The organism is Bacillus sp. S3 (assembly GCF_005154805.1).
Taxonomy (GTDB): Bacteria; Bacillota; Bacilli; order Bacillales; family Cytobacillaceae; genus Neobacillus.
This window is the reverse complement of record NZ_CP039727.1, coordinates 3456067-3479444: the sequence shown is the minus strand read 5'-3', so window position 1 is coordinate 3479444 and position 23378 is coordinate 3456067. Positions and strand designations below refer to the sequence as shown.

Below are 23378 nucleotides of genomic sequence, written 5' to 3'. Positions count from 1 at the left end.
TTGAATCTGGCCTTTTTTATTTAAATAACAAAGGTTCCGGAACAGCTCCGGAACCTTCATTAATCATTTATTTTTTCGCCTTTACTTTACCTGTCCATTTCTTGAATCCGCCTTGCAGCTGTGTTAGGTCTTTATAGCCTTTTCTGTGTAAAAATTGCGCTGCACGTGCACTGCGCATCCCGCTTTGGCAATACAGGTAAACAGGCATATCAGGACGGATTTCTTTCATGCGCATTTTCATTTGTGACATGGGAATATTACGTGCACCTAAAATATGGCCGCCATCGAATTCGTTTGCTTCACGAACATCTATTAGTTGTGCCTTTCTGTACCCTGCACGGAAATCTTCCTCAGTTACCGTTTTTACAATCCTTTTTTGATAAAAATAGGTGAAAACGGAGTAGATGATAAGTGCTACGATCATGATTAATAAAACATAAAGTGAGTTCAACTTCTTTTTGCTCCTTTCAAGCTTTGTTGCACTAGTTTTTATTATATAAGTCATTCCCCTAAAGATAAAGATGAAAGGGGAAAAATCTTTCATTTTTGTCTAATTAAATTATAGCAGAATCATCACGTTTTGAAATCATATCAGATTTTGGTAGACTAATTCTTGAAAACATTTTTAAAAAATGAGGTTTGTTCATGAAAAAAGAAGTATGGCGTTTTATCGATTCTGGAAATTGTTCACCATCTTTTAATATGGCGTTGGATGAAGCATTACTAGATTGGCATAGTGAGGGAAAAATCCCTCCGGTTATACGATTCTACGGCTGGAATCCTCCCACTCTGTCTGTCGGCTATTTTCAAAAGGTAGAAAAGGAAATTGACATGGAGGCCGTCAAAGAACATGGGCTGGGGTTTGTCAGGAGACCGACAGGCGGGCGCGGCGTCCTCCATGAGCATGAACTTACATACAGTGTGATCGTATCGGAAGAGCATCCAGAGATGCCTAGGACTGTAACGGAGGCTTATAGAGTTATTTCAGAGGGAATCCTAAAAGGCTTTCATCATCTAGGACTAGAAGCTTATTTTGCTGTGCCTAAAACTGCGGAAGAGCGGGAAGCGTTGAAAAATCCACGCTCTGCAGTATGTTTCGATGCCCCTAGCTGGTATGAGCTTGTCGTGGAAGGCAGAAAGGTAGCCGGCAGTGCACAGACAAGACAAAAAGGTGTTATTCTTCAGCACGGCTCGATTCTATTGGATTTGGATGAAGAAAAGCTGTTTAGTTTGTTTAAATATTCAAATGAACGGGTAAAGGAACGGATGAAGAAGGCATTTAAAGATAAGGCAGTTGCCATCAATGCGATTAGTCCAAAGCGGATTACTCTTGATGAGGCAAAAGAGGCTTTTTATAAGGGGTTTGCCGAGGGACTAAATATTGATCTTGAACCATATCAACTAACGGAAGAAGAACGTGATTATGTTGAAAAATTGGCGAAAGAGCGATATGAAAGTGATGAGTGGAATTTTAAACGATAGAAAATTGAAAGCGGCGCTAGCCGCTCTTTTCTTTGATTAGCCTTTCCTGAGGCAAGTCGAGAAATTTGTTAAAATTTCTTGTTTTATGGTGAAAAACAGGGAATATCTTTTGTTTTCTCGTAAATCTAGTTTTTTTAGAGTTTGACAAAATAATTGTTATTTGCTCAACATACAATATATAGTGGTGTCGAAAATATTTTCGGTACTATATGTTGATTTTTATCGTGGATTTTGTTAACGTAAGTTTATTAAGACAACTAGATATAGCATAAACCTACTAGAATCCAGCGCAGGATATAGATTTAATTTTGAAGGAGTTGTTCTCATGTCTGTAGTTTTTAGACAAAAAATGAATATTGATTTTGAAAGGTTGAATGAGGATATCCGCTTGTTCCCCCAAGTACACCCGGTAACCCCAGATATGAAAATAACTCATAAGGGTGTTTCACGTTTGGTCATGCTAGACCGTTACACCTTCAAAGACACAGCAAAAATTACTCTCACTAATGGCGACTTTGTTGTTTTAACGATTAAGGAAGATCCGAAATTTCCAGCACGAGGTTTAGGAACCATCTTGGAAATTGATTGGGAAAATAAAAGGGCAAAGGTTTTGATTGACGAAGAATTCAGAGGTGCGCTCGATAATCCTGAGGAATCAAGTACTGGTGTCATCATCCGGTCTCTAGATGTCATCGAAAAGCCGTTGGAGCTCTTCTACGAGCAAATTGCGAAGCGGAATGCCACTGGTCTTGCATCGGTTGAAGAAACCGAAGAGAAGCGCCGTGAGTGGTTTGAAAAGTTTTTTCAAGAGCTCGTAACGATGAACTTTGTTCCAGCTGGCCGTGTTTTATATGGTGCAGGGGCAAATACCGATGTTACATTTTTCAATTGTTATGTAATGCCGTTCGTTGCAGATTCTCGTGAAGGAATCTCTGACCATCGTAAGCAGGTAATGGAAATCATGAGCCGCGGCGGCGGTGTCGGGACAAATGGATCGACATTAAGACCAAGAAACACTTTAGCAAGAGGCGTAAACGGAAAATCATCCGGATCAGTTTCATGGCTGGATGATATTGCGAAGCTAACGCACTTAGTTGAGCAAGGCGGAAGTCGCAGGGGGGCGCAGATGATCATGCTGGCCGACTGGCACCCAGACATTATTGAATTTATTATTTCTAAGATGCAAAATCCTAGAATTCTACGATTCTTAATTGAAAATACAAAAGATGAAACAATTAAAAAACATGCCAAAGATAAGCTGAAACTGACACCATTAACGCTTCAGGAATCGGCTATGTATCAGGGAATCGTTAACTATAAGAACATCCCGGGCTATGGTGGATTTGATGAAAATATCATCGCTGATGCGGAAGAAAAACTAGCAACCGGTGGTAATTACACCGTTCATAATCCAGAATTCTTAACTGGCGCAAACATTTCCGTTTGTTTAACAAAGGAATTTATGGAAGCTGTTGAAAATGATGCCGAATACGAACTTCGTTTCCCATATGTTGAACACTACAATGAAGCGGAAATGAAAAATTACAATGAAGAATGGCATAAAGTCGGCGATGTTCGCGAGTGGGAAAAACTCGGCCACAAAGTGCGAGTTTACAAAAAAATTAAAGCTAAAGAGTTATGGAATTTAATTAACATTTGTGCTACCTACTCTGCTGAACCAGGTATATTCTTTATTGATAATGCCAACGACATGACCAATGCAAAAGCATATGGACAACAAGTTGTTGCAACAAATCCATGTGGCGAGCAACCTCTCGCACCATTTTCAGTCTGCAACCTCGCTGCTGTAAACCTTGCAGAAATGGCGGACAAAGAAACAAAAACTGTTAATTTTGAGAAACTAAAGAAAACTGTAACTGTTGGTGTCAGAATGCAGGACAACGTTATTAACGCAACACCATATTTCTTAGAAGAAAATAAAAAACAAGCCCTTGGTGAGCGCCGAGTCGGTCTTGGCGTAATGGGCTTACATGATTTATTGATCTACTGTGAAACTGAGTATGGTTCGCCTGAAGGCAACAAGCTTGTTGATGAAGTATTTGAAACTATCGCAACTACTGCATATAGAACATCAGTTGAATTAGCCAAAGAAAAGGGAAGTTTCCCATTCTTATATGGAAATACACCAAACGAAACAAACCGTTTACGACAAGCTTTTATTGAAACAGGTTATATGAAGAAAATGCCTGAAGATGTCCGCGAATCAATTTTAGAAAACGGAATAAGAAATTCACATTTGCTAACTGTTGCTCCCACTGGATCCACTGGAACGATGGTTGGCGTCTCAACAGGATTAGAACCTTATTTCTCATTCTCTTATTTCCGAAGCGGACGTCTCGGCAAATTTATCGAAGTAAAAGCAGATATTGTCCAAGAATATTTAGATCAGCACCCAGAAGCAGATGCAGAAAATCTTCCTAATTGGTTCGTAACAGCGATGGAACTAGCGCCCGAAGCTCATGCGGATGTACAATGTGTGATTCAGCGTTGGATTGATAGCTCCATCAGTAAAACTGTTAATGCACCAAAAGGATACAGTGTTGAGCAGGTAGAGAAGGTTTACGAGCGTCTTTACCGCGGTGGTGCTAAAGGTGGTACTGTCTATGTGGACGGTTCACGGGATTCTCAGGTTTTAACCTTAAAAGCTGAAGAAAATACAAACGAGCAATTATCTATGTTTGATGAAAAAACAAAGCAGCATGTTGTTCTTGTTGATACAATCACCGACTTACGATCAACAGACGTAACAATTGGCTCCGAGGTGGGCAACACTTGCCCAGTCTGCCGCAAGGGAAAAGTTGAAGAAATGGGCGGTTGTAATACGTGTACCAATTGTGGTGCTCAATTGAAGTGTGGTTTATAGTGAATGCTATGGGGATGGAAATTATTTTTCCATCCTTTTTCTTATGTGGTCTTAAAGACATTTTTACAGAAAAAAGCTGAGTTTTATCTTCAAATATGCGATCTTCAAGCAAATTCATTCAAAATATAGTAATTATATTACGATAACTTTGTAAAAGAATTGTAATCTCCATGTGATGTCTCTGTTATTCTTTCCTTGTATAGTATGAGTATCAAATCACTCAAGGGGGATAACATTATGCTAAAAAAATTCATCACAGCTCTTGCGATTACAATTGGAATTAGCTCAGTGTTTGCCACAACGGGTGATAAAGCTGAAGCGGCTTATTATCATACAAAAGCAATCTCAGTTGCGAAAGCAAATCTCGGTGTTCCATATCGCTGGGGCGGCATGTCACCAAAAGGATTCGATTGCTCTGGCCTCGTAAAATATTCATTCGGACAGGCAGGTAAGGTATTACCACGAACAGCGGCTGATATGTACTACACCAAAGGATATCGGGTAAGCTCTTTACAACCGGGAGACTTAATGTTTTTTGCACCCAATAAAGCAAGCAAACCAACACATGTCGCGATGTATATTGGAGCGGGGAAAATGATTATGGCATCATCGTCAAAAGGTGTTATGATTACCTATACGAATAACAGCTACTGGAATCCAAAATATATTGGCTCCAAACGTATTTAATAGATATTAACCACTCAGAACATTGGCTATGCTGATGTTCTTTTTTCATGCAAGCAATCAAAAGCGGCGCTAATTTCGACAATTATTTGACAATCCATAATCTTCACACGTTCTTCATCCTATTATGTTATCGTGATTCTATAACAACATAGCAGGGTGAGTATATGTACAATTTATTTAGTCAAATAAGTTCTTCCTTGAGTCAGCCATTACTGAATATCGCCAGTAGTTTAGAGTCATGGCCGATTGTCTTTGCATTAATATTAGGTCTAGTAGGTGCACTAGCACCATGCCAGCTTACGGGTAACATAAGTGCAATTACACTGTATGGAAACAGTTCCATCCAAAAGAAAATTATGTGGAGGGATGTTTTCAGCTTTACTTTAGGTAAAATAGTTGCTTTCTCTTTATTAGGTGGAATAGTATGGCTTCTTGGGAAAGGGATTGAACAAAATCTAACACTGTATTTTCCGTGGCTACGTAAAATTATGGGTCCTATTTTAATTATTGTGGGAATATATATGCTGGGCTTTATTAAACTGAGAGGGACTATAAAGTTATTTAAGCAAACGAATGAGTATAAGCGGGGAAGTAGATTTGGCTCGTTTATGCTTGGACTAAGTTTTTCTTTAGCTTTTTGTCCAACCATGTTTATTCTGTTTTTTGTAACCTTAATGCCGGTGGTATTTTCAAGTCCATATGGTTTTATACTCCCATCGATCTTTGCACTTGGAACAGCCTTCCCCCTTTTAATTGTCATTTTCATCATTTGGTATCTTGGCGGCAGTGGTGCTTTAATGAAAAAGGGAAGAAAATTTGGTACATTAGTTCAACGGATTGCCGGTATTTTTATGCTCATTCTAGGAATATTTGATACATTAACATATTGGGCCCTATAAATAAGCCCCCCGTTTAGTCGAAAGAAAGCGCTGAAAATCAACGCTTTCTTTTTTGTCATTTTTAAAAGCTATTCATCATATTCTCACGATCAATATTCATATCGTTCGAGTCATTCATCATGCCGCCATTTTCGTGGCAGGCCTTGTACATATTTTGTAAATCTTCTTTAGAGGAACCAGGATGCATTTTTTCCATAAAAGGCAGCATGTTTTCAAAGCTAGGACTACTACCAGAGTCATTATTTCCAGCAGCAAAAACAGCCGTTCCTGCACCAAGGACCAAAGCAGCACTTAATAAACCTACATAAAGCTTCTTCATCTTCCAGCAACTCCTTTCTTTAATACCCTAATCATATAGCTGGAATTTGTAGAACAAATGAAGATTGTATGTCAATATTATGACTCTTGTAGTGAAATCTGGAAAGCTTAAGAAGGCGGCAATAATTTGTAACAATATTATGTGACTTTCGACATAGTTTGCAACTATCCAAAAATTTATAATAATATATAGACCCAAATACCAAAATGATTAACTTGTGAACAAAATTTGAAAAGGAATAATAATTAGGCAAAAAATAAATTTCAATCCCTTTACATAGGGTAGGGGGGTATGGTAAGGTTGATATATAGAAAGCATATCACCAATTATAAAGGAGAGAATATTAATGGAAAAAGCAATATTAAACGTTCAAGGAATGTCATGTGATCATTGTGTAAAAGCGGTTGAGGGAAGTGTTGGAGCTCTAAATGGAGTTGCCGCAGTAAAAGTAAACTTAAAAGCCGCTACAGTGGATGTAGAATATAACCAGCAACAGGTTTCATTGGAGCAAATAAAAGAAACCATCGATGACCAAGGGTACGATGTGAAATAAGTAGTAAAATGACGTGCTATCTGTTAGCACGTTCTTTTTCCAAAAAATTATACCTATATGGGGTATGAGGAGTTGGCTTTCATGAGTCAAATTATTAAAGAAACAAATTTACAAATTTCTGGGATGACCTGTGCCGCCTGTGCAACAAGAATTGAAAAAGGCCTTAACAAATTAGCTGGTGTGGAGTCAGCGAATGTGAATCTGGCTTTGGAAAAATCCGCAATTAAATATGACTCCTTGCAGATCAATGTTGAAGATATTGAAAAGAAAATTAGGGATTTAGGGTACGATGTGGTCACGGAGAAGACAGAGCTAGATATCACCGGGATGACCTGTGCCGCCTGCTCTGCAAGAATTGAAAAGGGGTTAACTAAATTAGATGGTGTCATCAAGGCAAATGTGAATTTGGCACTTGAAAAGGCAACAGTTGAGTTCAATGGCTCCGTCCTTTCAACTGCCGACATTATAAAAAAGGTTGAGAATCTAGGTTACGGAGCAAAGCTCAAAGAAGGAACGAAAGATTCAAGTGACTATCGTGAAAAGGAAATAGCCAAACAAACAAAGAAGTTTATCATTTCAGCGATACTTTCGTTTCCTCTTTTATGGGCAATGGCTGGCCATTTTTCATTTACATCCTTTATTTGGGTACCTAAACTATTTATGAACCCCTGGTTTCAGTTATTATTGGCTACCCCCGTTCAGTTTCTAATCGGAGGACAGTTTTATATCGGTGCCTATAAGGCCCTTAAGAATAAGGGTGCAAATATGGATGTACTTGTTGCTTTAGGAACTTCAGCGGCCTATTTCTATAGTCTTTACCAAGCCATCTTGACGCTTAGCGGAAAAGTTCATATGGTGGAGCTTTATTTTGAAACGAGTGCTGTATTAATTACCTTGATTATTTTAGGAAAGCTGTTTGAAGCAAAAGCAAAAGGCCGATCATCTGAAGCCATTAAAAAATTAATGGGACTTCAAGTCAAGACAGCTATAGTAGAACGAGACGGAATGGAGCAGGAAATTCCTCTTGAGGAAGTAGTTGTTGGGGATATCCTTCATATTAAACCGGGTGAAAAGATTCCTGTTGACGGGATTATTCTTGAGGGTCAGTCGGCTATTGATGAGTCCATGTTAACCGGTGAAAGTGTTCCAATTGATAAAAAGTCCGGCGATCCTGTAATCGGTGCGACCATAAACAAAAATGGTTTTTTAAAGGTCGAAGCAGCAAAGGTCGGCAAAGATACAGCATTAGCACAAATTATTAAAGTTGTAGAGGAAGCTCAAGGCTCAAAGGCTCCAATTCAACGTCTTGCTGATAAGATTTCTGGTGTGTTTGTCCCAATTGTTGTAGGATTAGCCGTTTTGACGTTTATCGTGTGGTATGTTTGGGCAGCTCCAGGGAATTTTTCTGAAGCCCTGGAGAAAATGATTGCTGTCCTCGTCATTGCCTGTCCCTGCGCCCTGGGGCTTGCTACGCCAACTTCAATTATGGCTGGTTCCGGTCGATCTGCAGAATATGGAATTCTTTTTAAAGGCGGAGAACATTTAGAAATGACCCATCGGATTACCACGGTTGTTCTGGATAAAACTGGAACGGTTACAAACGGAACCCCAGTTTTAACTGATGTTTTCCCTGCTGACTCATGGAGTGAAGAAGAATTTTTAGCCATCGTCGGTTCAGCGGAAAAGCAATCGGAGCACCCGCTGGCGGAAGCCATTGTTCAAGGAATAAAAGAAAAAGAGATTCCATTGAAGGAAGTTTCAAGATTTGAAGCAATTCCTGGGTTTGGCATTATAGCAAATGTCGATGGAAATGAAGTGTTAATTGGCACGAGAAAATTAATGAACAAGTATGGTGTCACTGTAGAAGGATCTTTAAAAAAAATGTCAGAATTAGAGACGGTTGGTAAAACCGCTATGCTAGTAGCGATAAATGAACAGTACGCCGGTATGGTTGCTGTCGCGGATACCATCAAGGGAACTTCCAAAATGGCAATCGGGCGTTTGAAGGAAATGGGACTTGATGTCATTATGATTACAGGTGATAATCAGCGCACTGCGGAGGCAATTGCAGCTCAGGCGGGGATTGATCAAGTGATCGCTGAGGTTCTTCCTGAAGGTAAAGCGGAAGAAATCAAGAAATTGCAGGTACAGGGTAAAAAGGTAGCTATGGTTGGAGATGGAATCAACGATGCCCCGGCATTGGCAATTGCTGATATTGGCATGGCCATTGGCACCGGGACGGATGTGGCAATGGAAGCGGCAGATATTACCTTGATTCGCGGTGATTTAAATAGTATTGCCGATGCAATATTCATGAGTAAAAAGACGATTACCAATATTAAACAAAATTTATTTTGGGCACTGGCATATAATTCACTGGGCATCCCGATTGCTGCTCTTGGGTTCCTCGCACCTTGGCTTGCCGGTGCAGCGATGGCATTCAGCTCGGTCTCTGTCGTTCTCAATGCATTGCGATTACAAAAAGTTAAACTATAAGGTTCTCAAAAATTACAGGAAGAGTTGAAAAAGGTTGACACATAATTGTCAGCCTTTTTCAATTTTTACACTATCAAAAGCTATTATACTTAATATATTCCATTTCGATAGCTGGGTGATAAACATGAATCAGATATTATTAGTCGAAGATGAACAAAGCGTATCGGGCGTAATTAAAGCCTATTTAGAAAAAGAAGGTTACCGTGTTCATAGTGCAGAAACAGGATTAAAGGGAATTGACCTGTTTATGACAGAAAATTATAACCTGGTCATACTAGATTTAATGCTCCCGGATATAACCGGTGAAGAGGTCTGTAAAATCATTCGGCAAACCTCTGATGTCCATATTTTCATGTTAACAGCAAAAGGGTCTTTAAATGACAGGATCGAAGGATTAAGAATTGGGGCAGATGAATATTTAATCAAACCATTTAGTCCGAGGGAGTTAACTGCGAGGGTGAATGCACTTTTTCGCAGACTTAATGGCAAGGTTCATTCATCTAGTGTCATTTTTGATGATGGAAATCTACAGATCAATTGTGAGAAAAGGACCATAATGGTTAGTGGTAAGGAAAGGTCATTTACACCAAATGAGTTTGATATATTAAGGATCCTTGCCACAAATAAAGGAAAGGTTTTATCCAGAGAACAGCTTATTGCTAAACTATATGGTGAAGATTTTAGCGGCTTTGACCGGACGATTGATGTTCACATTAAGAATATTCGAAAAAAGATTGAAATAGATACGAAGAATCCAAAATATGTTGTTACAGTGTTGAAAGCGGGCTATAAATTTGGGGGAGTGTGTTAAATGCATTCCATCAGCAAAAGATTAAGTCTTTTATTTATACTGTGCACAATTGCTGCTATCCTGCTGGTTACATTATTTGTCAATGTAACGGTAACAAATAAGTTTAATCAATATATGGTTGATATTCAGAATAAAAGGTATCATAGAATTGTCGCCTATTTAGAAGATGTGTATAAAAGAGAAGGAAATTGGTCAGAAAATACTGGCGTTGAGCTGATGCATGAAGCCTATATGGGGAATTATTGCTTAACACTTATGGATGAAAATAAACAACCTGTGTGGGGAATGAACCCAAATGCGATAAAAACACAATTAAATATGGATGCAATGCCTGTACAAGGCAGCGGTGTTTACACGATCAAATCTTTTGCCATTAAGGTAGATTCCAAAACAGTTGGGTATGTTGATATTGGTCAATATTCCTCCATTCTTTTGTCTGAAGAGGATGTAAACTTTAAAGACTCGATTAATAAAAGTATTATTGCCAGCGGTGTGCTGACCCTTATTATTATTAGTGGTTTTAGTCTGTTTTTTTCGAGACAATTATCTAATCCGATTAAAGAAGTTGCTAAGATGTCAGTGAATTTATCAAAAGGGAACTTTGAAACCCAACCAGGTATAAGAAGTAACCTTTTAGAGCTAGAAGAATTACAAAAAAGCGTCAATATATTGGCTGGGAAATTAAAGTATCAGGATACGTTGAGAAGAAGGTTGGTTTCTAATATAACACATGAAATTAGAACACCTTTAAATGTCCTTCAAAATAACCTTGAGGCAATGATTGACGGGGTTTATCCAGTGACAACTGAGAAATTAAATTATCTTAATGAAGAAGTCATTCGGTTCGGAAAATTAATTACTGGTTTACATATGTTAAAGGAATTTGAAACGGACAGTGCTAAGTTATCGTTCGAAACTATTTACCTTGATGAATTCATTCCTGAAATATGTAAGGATTTTAATCTGGATGCTGAAAAAAAGAATATCAATCTAAAATATAGTATTGAACCGAATCATAAATATTTGATAACTGGTGATAAAGATCAATTAAAACAAGTATTTATTAACTTGTTCTCTAATGCTATTAAATTTACTGAGCCGGATGGCAGAGTACTGGTCAACTTATATGAAGATGATAAAAATATAGTCGTGGAAGTATGTGACAACGGAATTGGCATCCATGTGGAGGATTTACCATATATTTTTGAACGGCTTTTTCGGGGAGATAAGAGCAGGCAGAAAATTGAAGGAAAAGGGATTGGATTAACTATTGTAAAAAGTATCCTTCAGCTTCACAATGCCAGTATTGATGTAGAAAGTAAAGTAGGACTGGGAACAAAATTTACGTTATATTTTACTGGAAATGAAAAGAGTTAATAAGTTGGGCGTTAAAACCCCCCAACTTATTAACTCTTTAACTCTTTACTTACTGAAGGTAGTTGCTTTTAATACTTTCTAAATCAACAGAATCCATATCGTTTACTACATCAATTACCCCGAGTAATTCCTCTTCATTTAGATAAATTCCATACGTCCCGGCTTTATCAATGGTAAATTCAACTTCAACAAACCCTTTCGCACCAGTGAATTCAGTTACAATTTGTTTTGTATTTGCATTCATAATTAAAAAGGATCCATCTGGTTGATCAAACGAAGTGAGGTCTATTGACATCTTCGTTTGCAGGTCTTTATTAGCGACAATGATCAGTGGCTCAAGTTCGTAACCCACTCCTTTAATGGCAATCGTTTGCACATTATTTGCTAATTGCATCCTTTGGACTAATCGTTTAGTAGGCACCTTGCTGATGTCAGTACCGTATATGCTAGGCTTAGTCTGAGCCGAGGATGGGGCGGTAGATTTGGTCGACGAATCAATACCAGTGGCATCACTGCTAGATGTCTTTATATCCTTTAAATCATCTACTACCTTAATAACTCCTCGCTTCATTCCCATCCAACAGCTGAAAGGAATATCCTCATTACCGGGTGTGAATTCGATTATGTTTTCACCGCTTTGTAGTTTCTGCTCTACATTCATTTCTGGCATGACGATTGTATTATTACAACCGGTAATCTGTTCACCATCTACGACCCACTTAACAGGCATTCCCTTTTGAACATATAAAGTATTTGGGGTATAACCATAGACATTGGCCGTCATGTTGAGAACCTGCACTCCATCCTTAATCGTTGCTTTAGCTGCATTAGATACAGCAGCAGAATCGCCAAGGGCACCAACGTTCGTTAGAATCGAAGCTGGACTAAAGTTCATTCCTGCCAGTGCCAAGCCTCTATTGCTCATAACAAGGCCAAGAACAACGATAAGAATTCCGCTGTATTTTAGGATTTTTTTCGTATAACCTTTACTTAAAAGACTTGATAATGCCCCGAAGGTCAGCATGAGCGGGACTGTTCCTATTGCAAACATAAACATAGAGAGAGCCCCGCTAATCGCACTGCCTGTACCTAAAGCATACAGCTGCATTGTTTGTAGTGGTCCACAAGGCATTAAACCGTTAAGCATTCCGATAAAAAAGGGTGTTTTAGGTTTGGGTTTAGTTACCAAATTTAATGCAAAGGCAGGTATTTTTAATTGAACCTTTCTAAACGCTTTAAATCCTGCCATATTAAAGCCCATCATAACCATGAATACTCCGGCAAAAATTTGCAGTGCTGCTTTAGTGGATAGGGAAAGTGCAAAAACAGAGCCAATGGCGCCAACGATTCCACCAATGATGGTATAAGCTGCAACTCTTCCAAGGTTATATAAAATAGCTGGCTTCATCGCCTCAAATTTGTTCTTACTTTCCTTCCCAATAGTTTGGGAAAGCATAATACCGCCGCACATGCCTACACAATGGATGGATGTAATCAACCCTACAACAAATAAAACAGCATAAGAAGCATTTTTGAGTTTATCTTCCATATTAAAGCTGCCGGTATTTATGCCGAGAAGTAAAATAGCAGCGATAATAATGACTATTCCAATAAACTTAAAGCCTTTACCATTTTCAGTACTGTAGCCGACACGATTGATTGCTTCTTTCAACTGGTTCGTGGTACATAATTCATCATTAAACTCGACATCAACGAATTGGCCGGTAAAATTTGCTTTTACATCAATCACACCATCTAATTTTTTGACTGTCCTTTCAATTCGTTTTTCACAGGATGTACAGGTCATATCGTACACCTTCATTCTTTCCTTTCGAATACTCATAAGCGTCCCTGCCTTTGCTAGTTAAAATGCACTCATAAAAGAATAGGTACAGTTTATGAAATAGATATGTTGGTGATATGAAGAATGAAAGTACTTCGGTGAACATTTTGTAGACAAAATAGGAACAAAAGATGTCCAATATTTTAATGAAAATTTTACACTCGTCCGTGGTACTAATTTCGCAATGAACGGATTAAGAATGTAACAATGAGTTCATTTTGGGAGTGGCTGCCATGAAAATTGACGGCGTTTTTTCTGGAGGGGGAATTAGAGGATTTTCACTCATTGGTGCCTATGAAGAAATTGAAACCAGAGGATTTCAGTTTGTCAGGGTCGCAGGAACGAGTGCCGGGTCTATCGTTGCCGCTTTAATTGCCGCGGGCTATACAAGCAAAGAAATTTATCAATTGGTGGATGAGTTTGATTTGCCTAAAATGCTGGATGCCCGTAAAACCATTATTCCATTTTCCATTGCAAAATGGCTGCTTGTGTATTGGAAGCTAGGACTTTATAAAGGGAATGAGCTTGAAAAATGGATGAAAGAGAAGTTGGAAGCAAAGGGGTTAAGAACATTTTCCGATCTTCCACCCAACGCACTTAGAGTAATTTCTTCGGATCTTTCCAATGGGCAAATGATTGTTTTACCTGATGATTTAATAAAATACGGCATTTCACCAGATTCGTTCTCTATTGCAAAGGCAATCAGGATGAGCTGCAGTATTCCCTATTTTTTTGAACCAGTTAAATTACGTTCGATAGATGGCACAAATATTTTGGTGGATGGCGGGGTACTTAGTAATTTTCCAATGTGGCTTTTTGACAAGGACAATGTAAAAAAGGCCAGACCGGTGCTTGGAATAAAACTTAGTCCAAGTGAATATGAACATGAAAAACATCAAATAAAAAACGGCATTCAATTAATGGGGGCATTGTTTGAGACAATGAAGGACGCCCATGATCAACGTTATATTTCTAAAAAACATGTAGAAAATATTATTTTTATAAAAGCTGAAGGTGTTTCTTTAATTGAATTTAATTTAACTAATGAAAAAAAGCAAAAACTATTTGAAATTGGAAGAGAACATGCCAAAAATTTTTTAAATAAATGGGGGTATTAAAAAAATCGAGTGTCAAAAGGACGCTCGATTTTTCTTTTTCCCTTTTTTCCCGTCGATGACGGTCAAATGTGCAGGAGATTTCTTTTTAGTCTTGTTGCTTTTCTTTAATGTTGTTAATGTCCCAAGAGATGAGGTCTTTACATTGGTATCCCCACTCTTTTGCTGTAACCGTTTTTTTGACCTTTTTGCTGCCTTAAGAAATGCCCGCTGCTCTCTTTTCTGAGGGCTCGAATTTGAAAACTTCCGAAAAAGGAAAAAAATCGCTAAACCGATCAATGCGATGACAGCTATTCTCTGAATGAAACCGGCAGGATTAGCTGTAAATGAACCAATAAGCCCAAGTATAGCAAGAATGATTAGAATCCCAATAATAAATACGGGTATCCGATTTTTCAAGAATGCCACCTCCCTATGAGCATCTTAAGCATTTTTTTATTCTTTTAAACACATAAAAACAAAGATTTAGACAATTTCCTCACTTTTCATGTCGTACTCCGTTTCTTTTTCCCTCTTAAGCAATTCCTTAAATGATAATATAGCGACTTCGACCTGGTCATTACTTGGTTCCTTCGTCGTTATCAATTGCAGCCAAAGGCCCGGAATTCCTAAATATTTTAAGACTGGAATATCGCGGAGTTTATTGGTGATCTGTAAGACCTCAAAGGAAATTCCCAACACTACCGGGATCAAGAGAAGACGGTCGACAATACGTAACCATAGCGGTGATGTGGGAACTAAAAGGTAAACAAAAACACCGACGATTACGGTAAATAAGATGAAACTGCTGCCGCAGCGATAATGCAGGCGGGAATGGGCCTGAACATTTTCAACGGTCAGTTCTACCCCGGATTCAAATGTGTTAATTACTTTATGCTCAGCTCCATGATATTGAAACACCCTTTTGATCAGCGGGGTAAGTGAGACAAAATATATATAAGTAAGGAGCAGTATGAGCTTAAAGAGGCCTTCTACCATTACTTGAGCAAAATCAGATGGGAAAATTGGTTTGGTTAATACGGCTAAGAAAACAGGAATTAGCGTAAAAGCAAATTTTCCAAATAAAAATGACAGGACTCCGATTACTGCTACCCCAAGATACATCGTCAATTTTGACACTTCTTTTTCTTTAATGACTGCATCGTCCTTTGGATCTACATCAAACCGCTCAGTGGAGAAGTTTAAGTGTTTTGATCCGTTTGCACTAGATTCAATAATCGCAATGATTCCGCGGAGAAACGGGATTTTTTTTAAGCTAGTTAATGTGGGATTTGCTTTCCGCGGCAAATGAAAGTATTCAATAGAACGATCTTTTCTGCGAACGGCGGTAACATAATGATGTTTTCCGCCAAACATAACTCCTTCAACGACCGCTTGGCCGCCATAAACGGGTTTTTGAGAATTTGACATGGTTATTTACACCAACCTAAACATTAGTTGCACAATAGCAGAAATGTAAAATCTGTTTGTACTTACATGTATTCTACTAGAAAAATGAAAAAACCTCTAGGATGACAGAATATTTCCAACTAAATTTCTAAAAAATTTTTTAATGTAAGGATTAAAATTATCAGGGCATAATAATGGTGCATGAAAAGTTATATGCATATTCAAACACAACACTGATGATCGGGGGTATACAAATGGCAAACGAACAAAACAAAGAAAAATATCCAAGACCTATGTCTTTTACAGTAATGGTTTTTTGGACAGGTTTATTCGGCGGTCTTTTTTGGGGAACGATTGGATACATTGCATCATATTTTAATTTCACCGAAGTGGGCCCCCAAATCATCCTCAAACCATGGGCCCTTGGAAGTTGGAAACATGGCTGGATGGGAACAGTAGTATCCATTATTTTATTGGGTGTATTATCTATTGTTGCGGCTTATATTTATTACGCTTTACTTAGAAAATTCAAAGGTTTTTGGTTTGGACTAGGGTATGGCGTCATATTGTTTTTATTGGTGTTCTTTATTCTGAATCCGTTAATTCCCGGTATAAAACCAATTGCCGAATTAAGCAGGGATACAATCATCACATCTGTTTGTTTATATATCGTATATGGAATTTTCATTGGTTATTCCATTAATTATGAGTTTGAACTTCAAGAATCACAAGCAAAAGAGGCATCCACATAAGTTTGAATTAGTCGAAACTATCTGTTTATGATAAAATATCTCTATCCAAAACCGGATAGAAAAGGAGAGTAGAGACTAATGGGAAAAATAGAAAAGTTGAGAGCGGATTTTTCACAACATGGTATAGATGGGATGCTGATCACGAGCCCCTATAATCGCCGCTACATATCTAACTTTACCGGCTCTGCGGGTGTTGTCTTAATTAGTGCCGATAAGGCACAATTTATTACGGATTTCCGTTATATTGAACAAGCATCCAAACAATGCACAGGATTTGAAATTGTTAAATTCTCCGGTTCCATCCCAGAAGAAGCAGCACGTCTTGTTAAAGAATTAGGGATTAAAAAACTGGGATTTGAAGAAAATGATGTAACATACTCTTCCTATAAAGTATATGAGGAAGAAGTAGAAGCTGAACTTGTTCCAATTTCCGGTGTAATTGAAAAGTTACGCTTGATTAAGACTGAAGCAGAGATTAAGATATTAAAGGTAGCAGCAGATATTGCTGATGCCGCATTTAAACATATTTTAGACTTCATTCGTCCCGGTATAACAGAATTAGAGGTTTCGAATGAATTAGAGTTCTTTATGAGAAGGGCCGGTGCGACTTCCTCTTCGTTTAATACGATTGTTGCTTCGGGGATTCGCTCTGCACTTCCGCACGGTGTAGCGAGTGATAAGGTAATTGAATCGGGAGATTTTGTAACCTTGGATTATGGTGCATATTACAATGGATACGCTTCTGATATTACGAGGACGGTAGCTGTTGGTAAACCGGATGCGAAGCTGAATGAAATTTACAATATTGTTCTTGAAGCACAATTGCGAGGCATGGCTGGCATAAAGCCGGGCTTAACGGGTAAGGAAGCAGATGCATTAACGCGAAACTACATAACAGAAAAAGGTTATGGAGAATACTTTGGACATTCAACTGGCCATGGAATCGGGCTGGAGATTCACGAAGGACCTAGTCTCTCAATGAAGTCTGATCTCCTGCTTCAACCTGGAATGGTTGTTACGTGTGAACCGGGGATCTATGTTCCTGGACTTGGCGGAGTACGGATTGAAGATGATGCAATATTAACCGCGGATGGGAACGAGGCACTTACTCATTCAACAAAAGAACTAATTATCTTGTAAAGAACTAGGAGGATTTACACATGATTTCTGTTAACGATTTTAAAACAGGATTAACAATTGAAGTAGATGGCGGTCTATGGCGTGTCATGGATTTCCAACATGTAAAACCGGGTAAGGGAGCAGCGTTTGTACGTTCAAAGCTGCGTAACTTGCGAAATGGAGCAATTCAAGAAAAAACATTCCGCGCGGGTGAGAAAGTAGAAAAAGCACAAATTGATAACCGTAAAATGCAATATCTTTATGCAAGCGGTGATTCGCATGTTTTTATGGATATGGATTCCTACGAGCAGGTAGAACTTCCAGCAAGCAACATTGAATATGAATTAAAATTTTTAAAGGAAAACATGGAAGTCCACATTATGATGTTTAATCATGAAACTCTTGGGGTGGAGCTGCCAAATACGGTTGAGTTAGAAGTAACAGAGACAGAGCCCGGTATTAAAGGTGATACTGCTTCTGGGGGAACGAAGCCTGCAACTTTGGAAACAGGACTAATTGTTCAGGTTCCATTCTTTGTGAACCAAGGGGATCGGTTAATTATCAATACAACGGAAGCTTCTTACGTTTCGCGTGCATAATGAGTTTCGTCTTAAAGCCTGAGTCCAATTTTACTGGATTCAGGCTTTTTTATACTTTTTTCATTATTAAAAACTTCACTAAATAGTTAAAATTAAGAGCCGTTTGGACAATCCCTTTTTGCTACAATAAATGAGAACAATATATTAATGGGAAGGGGTGAAACAAAGTATGAAACGAATAACATCTTACTTGTTCCTATTTATTTTAATGGCAATAGTAGCAGCGGGCTGTAGTTCTAAATTGGAAGATGTGACACTTGATAAAAAGCATAAGCCGCTCCCTGATTATGTTTTAAATTCTTCGGAAAAAATTCAAGAGACCTATATCTTGGCATCGGAATACCCTGAAGTTGTAGCGCAGGTTCCTTGCTATTGTGGCTGCTTCGCACAGGATGGGCATAAAAGCAATTTAGATTGTTATATTGATCAAATGGGACCAAATAATGCTGTCGAAGAATGGGATTCGATGAGTATATCGTGAGATGTCTGTATTGATATCGCCCGGGAGGCGGTCGAAATGCATCTTGACGGTAAAAGCCCTAAGAAAATTTATCAGCTGATCACAAAAAAGTATGAAGATTTTGGGGAACCAACTCCAACACCCGAACCAAAGTAGGGAGTAACCCATGAAAAAAATTTTAATCGGATTATATATTTTGATCATTATTGGAATTATCGTTGCTATTAGTAATAGCGATATTTTTGATAGTAAGAATTCTAAAGCAATTGAAGCTGGAGAAAAGCTCTATTCTAAAAATTGTCTTGTCTGTCACGGAGAAACAGGAAAGGGAGAAGGCTCTAATGCAGGCACTGCTATAAATAGCCAGCGATTTCTAAACTCCGTATCCGATCAAGACCTATATAATTATGTGAAGTATGGCAGAGAAGGAACCGCTATGCCTGCATATGGCCCAAGATTATCTGAAAACGATTTAAAAAATCTTGTTACCTATATGAGGGATTGGCAAACAGAGGAAATTGAATTTGATGTACCTGAAAAAATTGCCGGGGACCCTGAACGCGGGGAAAAACAGTATAATCTATATTGTCTTAACTGTCATGGCGCTGAGGGAGCAGGTAAATTGAAAATGGGGACGGTCCTTTCCAATCCTCAGTATTTAAAATACACAACTAATAAGCAAATTTGGATTGCAACGGCCTATGGCCGTGAAGAAACTCGAATGGGCCCCTCATTAAAAGGGCTTGAAGGTGCAAGACAATTAAGTAAAGAAGATATAACTGACATCATCAGTTATATCCGCACACTAAAATCTAAAACAGAAGCTTCAAATGATTATCTCAAACCTTGAACCAATTGGATTCAAGGTTTTTTATTTTCCATAATAATCAATTGTGAACATTTTGTGGTAGTTTTTTGTCGAAATCGTAACGTTTTTCCTCACTTAACAAAATGTTCAAGAGTGAGTCGACAACTGGAGAGTGATAACGATTATATTTATTTCAAAGAGGACTATAGTGAAAATCAGTACCTTCTACGAATGAGATTTGAGGGTCAAGGAGGATGTATATGATTAAGAAAAAGTGGCTGGCATTGTTCGTGATCGCATTATTCTTAACTAGTTTAATCAGCCCAAATGCAAGTGCTGAAACAGACTTTCAGGCTGAGAAATTCCCAATTAAGGAAATGCAAGTACAGGTTATGCCTGAGTTTGATTACCCGGAGGATTGGGAATCAAGAGATATTCCATCCTTATTAATAGGCCAATACGGAACGATTACGAACAAGAGCGGCCAAGATTATGATGGGAAAATATCCATTCCCGTTCCAGCAATGGATAAGGGATTTGAAGCTTTTTTAGTGGCAGAATTTCCTGAAGAAAATAAACCGGAAGTCCAACGTCCCTACGATGTTGATAAAGAAAAGGGAATTGTGACCTGGAAGCCCGCTAAGGCAATCAAGAGTAACGAGACATATAAATTTGTCATCGAGTATTACACAAAAGCGATCGACATTACCGATAAAAAGAGCTTTACATATCAGCTAATCAATCATGCTGAAATCGAACAATTGGATGTTATCTTTTACGCACCAATGGAGGCAAAGGAAATTAAGCTTGAGCCAAAGACAGAAAATAAAACAAAGAATGAATATGGCGAAGAGCTATATTACTACCAATACAAAAATGTCAAGGCTGGAGAGAATCTGAAGTACTCCTTTTCTTATAAGAAAGAAGGCACAGAATCTACCATGGAAGCTATCAACAAAGTGCAGCCGCCTAATGATGAGAACCATAGCGGTGTGACTGCCACAGACCAAGTGATTAAAGGAGGTACTAACAACAACTCTAAACGTCCCATAATCGGAGTAGGCGGTGCCTCAATTATTGGAATTGCCCTGATCATTGCCGGACTCTTTGTCTTTCTCGGTTTAAAAGGGAATGCGCGAACAGGGACAACTGCTAACAGTTCAAAACATAAACCACAGTCAAAACAAACTGCTGCCAAAAAGGTTAACAAGTCAGCTAATGCGGAAGAAAAGAAAGAGCTGCGTAAAAAGCTCTTAACAGGAAAAATAGATCAAGAAATGTACGAAGAAGAAATGAAAAAATTAATTTAATGAGGTGGGTAAAGTGAAAAAAAATACGATTGTGATGCTCGGCGGATTTATTATTGCAGGCGCGATTGTTTTCCTTCTTATGGCTGCAACCCCGGGTTCGAGTGGAGTTGAGCTGACATTGAAAGAATTATTGGCGACACAAGAGCAGCATAAAGACGATTTTGTAACGGTCGAAGGATTATTAATCGAAGACTCGATAAAATGGAATCCGGACAAAATTGAATTGAAATTTGATGTTAAAGACAACGAGGGCAATATTATGCACGTCATTCACAACGGGCCCAAGCCTGATAACTTCTCAGAAGGAGTTATTACCATTCTCCAAGGGGCTCCTACTAAAACGGATACATTTGAAGCAGAATCTGTGAAGACAAGATGCCCGTCGAAATATGAAGGAAAAGACATGGACGATTATGATCCTGATACACATAAAGAAAAGTTAAATCAACCACCGAATGAAAAATAACAGGCTAAGTTAAGAAGGTGACGAAATGTTTTTATTTGCTAACGCAACAATTTATTTGGGTTTAGTTATTGCTATCTATTCGCTCCTCATACTTACCCTGGGGATTAGTACAAAAAATCAAAAACTCGTCAATAGCGGCAAAGGTGCAATGGTTGCATTATTTGTTTGTACAACATTTGCTATGCTTTCGATGTTCTACCTTTTAGCAACATCACAGTTCCAATATGAATACGTAAGTGATTACACAAGCAGCGAGCTGCCAATCATTTATAAGCTTACCGCCTTGTGGGCTGGTAATGCCGGTTCCTTGCTATTGTGGACATTTTTCTTAACTCTTTACATGATCATGATAGCCTTTTCGAGGAAACTCAAAGGAAATCCTATGGTTCCATACATCTCGGCCATTTTAATGGCCAACGCGGTTTTCTTCTTCTTCATCCTTGGATTTGTCGCAAAGCCATTCATTTTATTGGATACCGTTCCAATTGAAGGAAAAGGGTTAAACCCAATGCTCCAGAACCCTGGAATGATCATACATCCTGTGACTCTTTATCTTGGATACGTCGGGCTTGCCGTACCTTTTGCCTTTGCCATGGCAGCACTGATTTTGAAAAATGTTGATGATTTCTGGATTAAAATGACTAGACGCTGGACGATCATTGCTTGGCTATTCTTAAGCCTTGGAAATATCTTTGGCGGTCAGTGGGCATATGTAGAACTTGGCTGGGGCGGCTATTGGGCATGGGATCCAGTTGAAAATGCATCCTTCATGCCATGGTTAACTGCTACTGCGTTCTTACATTCCGTGATGATTCAAGAGCGTAAAAACATGCTGAAAGTATGGAATATCAGCTTAATTATTGTTTCCTATGCATTAACACTTTTTGGAACCTTTCTTGTCCGAAGTGGAGTACTGACATCAGTCCATGCTTTTGCAAATTCCAATTTAGGTTTATACTTCTTAATCTTCATGGGCGTAGCTGTCATTCTAGCATTATATGTGTTAATGAGCCGTTACAATCTGCTAAAACGCAGTGCAGGGGAGTTCAATTCCTTTGTGTCTAAAGAGAGCAGCTTCTTGATTAACAATCTATTATTGGTTGGAGCAGCGTTTGCTGTATTCTGGGGAACCGTTTTTCCACTTGTGTCAGAAGCTATACGCGGAACGAAAGTAACAGTTGGTCTGCCATTCTTTAATAAAGTAGAGGCACCTATTCTTTTATCGATGATGTTTGTCATGGCGGTATGTCCGCTCTTGGCATGGCAGCGTTCAACAGTCAAGAATCTTAGGAAGAACTTCATGATTCCAGCAATCCTGGCTATTGTTGGCATGGCATTAATGGTTGTGCTTGGGATTCAAAAAGCATGGGCCGTCATTGGCTACGGGGTTATCATTCTCCTATTAATTACCCACTTCTTAGAGTTTTATAGAGGGGTTAAGGCTAGAAGGAAAATGACGAAAGAAACGCCAATTGTGGCGTTGTACCGCCTGATGATCCGCAATCGCCGCCGTTATGGCGGGTATATCGTTCACCTTGGAATTGCGTTCATAACCATGGGTATCATTGGTTCACAAAACTATGACCTAGAGACGATGAAAACTGTTTCTTTAGGCCAATCGATTGAATTGAAAGATTACCGCCTTAACTATGAGAGGCTTGATCAAAAGCGAGAAGGCATTAACGATATTGTCTATGCAGATATAACTGTATTTAGGAATGGAAAAAAATTAGGTACATTCCAGCCGGAAAAAGTTTTTTATGGCAACTGGGAGCAGCCTTCTTCAGAAGTAGCCATCATTTCTTCCTTAAAGGAAGATCTATATATTGTGTTAAGCGCCTGGGAAGATGACGGTAAAGCTACCTTTATTGTGAAAATTAACCCGATGATGAACTGGTTATGGTTTGGATCCTTCATGATTGTTATCGGTGCACTGTTTGCTGTTTGGAACGGAAAATATGGAAATGTCACTCCAAGATACACTGGAGTCCGCAAAGAGGTGTCGTAAA

General features: G+C 38.7%; 21 protein-coding genes and 2 pseudogenes. 17 read left to right on the top strand and 6 right to left on the bottom strand.

Annotated elements, in window-relative coordinates; translation table 11 throughout:
* Positions 1–67 precede the first annotated feature (67 nt).
* Positions 68–451, bottom strand: a complete 384-nt coding sequence (locus FAY30_RS16870) for a rhodanese-like domain-containing protein (protein WP_149870962.1) — start codon at positions 449–451, stop codon at positions 68–70.
* Positions 452–645: 194 nt separating this feature from the next.
* Between FAY30_RS16870 and FAY30_RS16865 the strand changes: the two genes are divergently transcribed.
* The 4 genes from FAY30_RS16865 to FAY30_RS16850 all read left to right on the top strand — a co-directional run bounded on the left by FAY30_RS16865 (position 646) and on the right by FAY30_RS16850 (position 5952).
* Positions 646–1482, top strand: a complete 837-nt coding sequence (locus FAY30_RS16865; protein WP_149870961.1) for a lipoate--protein ligase family protein — start codon at positions 646–648, stop codon at positions 1480–1482.
* Positions 1483–1807: 325 nt separating this feature from the next.
* Entirely contained in the window at positions 1808–4366 is a 2559-nt protein-coding gene (locus tag FAY30_RS16860; RefSeq protein ID WP_149870960.1) for a vitamin B12-dependent ribonucleotide reductase, read from the top strand.
* Between the two features lie 237 nt (positions 4367–4603).
* The gene (locus FAY30_RS16855) at positions 4604–5053 is read left to right on the top strand and encodes a C40 family peptidase (RefSeq protein WP_149870959.1); all 450 of its coding nucleotides are present in this window, start codon (positions 4604–4606) and stop codon (positions 5051–5053) included.
* Between the two features lie 164 nt (positions 5054–5217).
* Entirely contained in the window at positions 5218–5952 is a 735-nt protein-coding gene (locus FAY30_RS16850; RefSeq protein ID WP_149870958.1) for an urease accessory protein UreH domain-containing protein, read from the top strand.
* 61 nt (positions 5953–6013) lie between these two features.
* Here FAY30_RS16850 and FAY30_RS16845 read toward each other — a convergent pair whose 3' ends face one another.
* Positions 6014–6271, bottom strand: coding sequence for a hypothetical protein (locus FAY30_RS16845; RefSeq protein WP_149870957.1), 258 nt, complete (start codon positions 6269–6271; stop codon positions 6014–6016).
* 346 nt (positions 6272–6617) lie between these two features.
* Here FAY30_RS16845 and copZ point away from each other — a divergent pair, with 346 nt between their 5' ends.
* The 4 genes from copZ (at position 6618) to FAY30_RS16825 (ending at position 11508) form a co-directional block, all read left to right on the top strand.
* On the top strand, positions 6618–6824 hold the full coding sequence (copZ, locus tag FAY30_RS16840) for a copper chaperone CopZ (protein ID WP_149870956.1): 207 nt from the start codon (positions 6618–6620) through the stop codon (positions 6822–6824).
* 81 nt (positions 6825–6905) lie between these two features.
* Positions 6906–9320, top strand: coding sequence for a heavy metal translocating P-type ATPase (locus tag FAY30_RS16835; RefSeq protein ID WP_149870955.1), 2415 nt, complete (start codon positions 6906–6908; stop codon positions 9318–9320).
* A 124-nt stretch (positions 9321–9444) separates the two neighbouring features.
* The gene (locus FAY30_RS16830; RefSeq protein WP_149870954.1) at positions 9445–10131 is read left to right on the top strand and encodes a response regulator transcription factor; all 687 of its coding nucleotides are present in this window, start codon (positions 9445–9447) and stop codon (positions 10129–10131) included.
* On the top strand, positions 10132–11508 hold the full coding sequence (locus FAY30_RS16825; RefSeq protein WP_149870953.1) for a sensor histidine kinase: 1377 nt from the start codon (positions 10132–10134) through the stop codon (positions 11506–11508). It begins immediately after the preceding gene.
* Between the two features lie 49 nt (positions 11509–11557).
* Here the strand turns inward: FAY30_RS16825 and FAY30_RS16820 are convergent, their stop codons facing one another.
* Positions 11558–13351, bottom strand: coding sequence for an urease accessory protein UreH domain-containing protein (locus tag FAY30_RS16820; protein ID WP_149870952.1), 1794 nt, complete (start codon positions 13349–13351; stop codon positions 11558–11560).
* 233 nt (positions 13352–13584) lie between these two features.
* On the opposite strand from FAY30_RS16820, the gene FAY30_RS16815 reads away from it, so the two are divergent.
* Entirely contained in the window at positions 13585–14469 is an 885-nt protein-coding gene (locus tag FAY30_RS16815; protein ID WP_149870951.1) for a patatin-like phospholipase family protein, read from the top strand.
* A 12-nt stretch (positions 14470–14481) separates the two neighbouring features.
* On the opposite strand, the gene FAY30_RS16810 is transcribed toward FAY30_RS16815, so the two are convergent.
* Positions 14482–14874, bottom strand: a complete 393-nt coding sequence (locus FAY30_RS16810; protein WP_317845668.1) for an SA1362 family protein — start codon at positions 14872–14874, stop codon at positions 14482–14484.
* 57 nt (positions 14875–14931) lie between these two features.
* On the bottom strand, positions 14932–15876 hold the full coding sequence (locus FAY30_RS16805) for a DUF1385 domain-containing protein (protein WP_149870949.1): 945 nt from the start codon (positions 15874–15876) through the stop codon (positions 14932–14934).
* Positions 15877–16109: 233 nt separating this feature from the next.
* Here FAY30_RS16805 and FAY30_RS16800 point away from each other — a divergent pair, with 233 nt between their 5' ends.
* The 4 genes and pseudogenes from FAY30_RS16800 to FAY30_RS16785 all read left to right on the top strand — a co-directional run.
* Positions 16110–16607: a YqhR family membrane protein gene (locus FAY30_RS16800; protein ID WP_149870948.1), complete on the top strand. Its 498-nt coding sequence runs from the start codon at positions 16110–16112 to the stop codon at positions 16605–16607.
* A gap of 78 nt (positions 16608–16685) precedes the next feature.
* Entirely contained in the window at positions 16686–17747 is a 1062-nt protein-coding gene (locus tag FAY30_RS16795) for a M24 family metallopeptidase (RefSeq protein ID WP_149870947.1), read from the top strand.
* A gap of 20 nt (positions 17748–17767) precedes the next feature.
* Positions 17768–18325 (top strand): elongation factor P, encoded by a 558-nt coding sequence (gene efp, locus FAY30_RS16790; protein ID WP_149870946.1) that lies wholly within the window; start codon positions 17768–17770, stop codon positions 18323–18325.
* 169 nt (positions 18326–18494) lie between these two features.
* Positions 18495–18875: pseudogene (locus FAY30_RS16785) on the top strand (PCYCGC motif-containing (lipo)protein); the annotation flags it as partial.
* Here the strand turns inward: FAY30_RS16785 and FAY30_RS28085 are convergent.
* Positions 18804–18953, bottom strand: a pseudogene (locus FAY30_RS28085) (hypothetical protein); the annotation flags it as partial. The pseudogenes FAY30_RS16785 and FAY30_RS28085 sit on opposite strands and share 72 nt — an antisense overlap.
* On the opposite strand from FAY30_RS28085, the gene FAY30_RS16775 reads away from it, so the two are divergent.
* The 4 genes from FAY30_RS16775 to FAY30_RS16760 all read left to right on the top strand — a co-directional run bounded on the left by FAY30_RS16775 (position 18952) and on the right by FAY30_RS16760 (position 23377).
* A complete protein-coding gene (locus tag FAY30_RS16775; RefSeq protein ID WP_149870944.1) occupies positions 18952–19635 on the top strand; it encodes a c-type cytochrome in 684 nt (227 codons plus the stop codon). The pseudogene FAY30_RS28085 and the gene FAY30_RS16775 overlap by 2 nt on opposite strands.
* 218 nt (positions 19636–19853) lie before the next feature.
* Positions 19854–20903 carry a hypothetical protein gene (locus tag FAY30_RS16770; protein WP_149870943.1) on the top strand — a complete coding sequence of 350 codons (1050 nt, stop codon included), beginning with the start codon at positions 19854–19856 and terminating at the stop codon, positions 20901–20903.
* 13 nt (positions 20904–20916) lie between these two features.
* On the top strand, positions 20917–21369 hold the full coding sequence (locus FAY30_RS16765; RefSeq protein WP_149870942.1) for a cytochrome c maturation protein CcmE: 453 nt from the start codon (positions 20917–20919) through the stop codon (positions 21367–21369).
* A gap of 25 nt (positions 21370–21394) precedes the next feature.
* The gene (locus FAY30_RS16760) at positions 21395–23377 is read left to right on the top strand and encodes a heme lyase CcmF/NrfE family subunit (protein ID WP_149870941.1); all 1983 of its coding nucleotides are present in this window, start codon (positions 21395–21397) and stop codon (positions 23375–23377) included.
* Position 23378 lies beyond the last annotated feature (1 nt).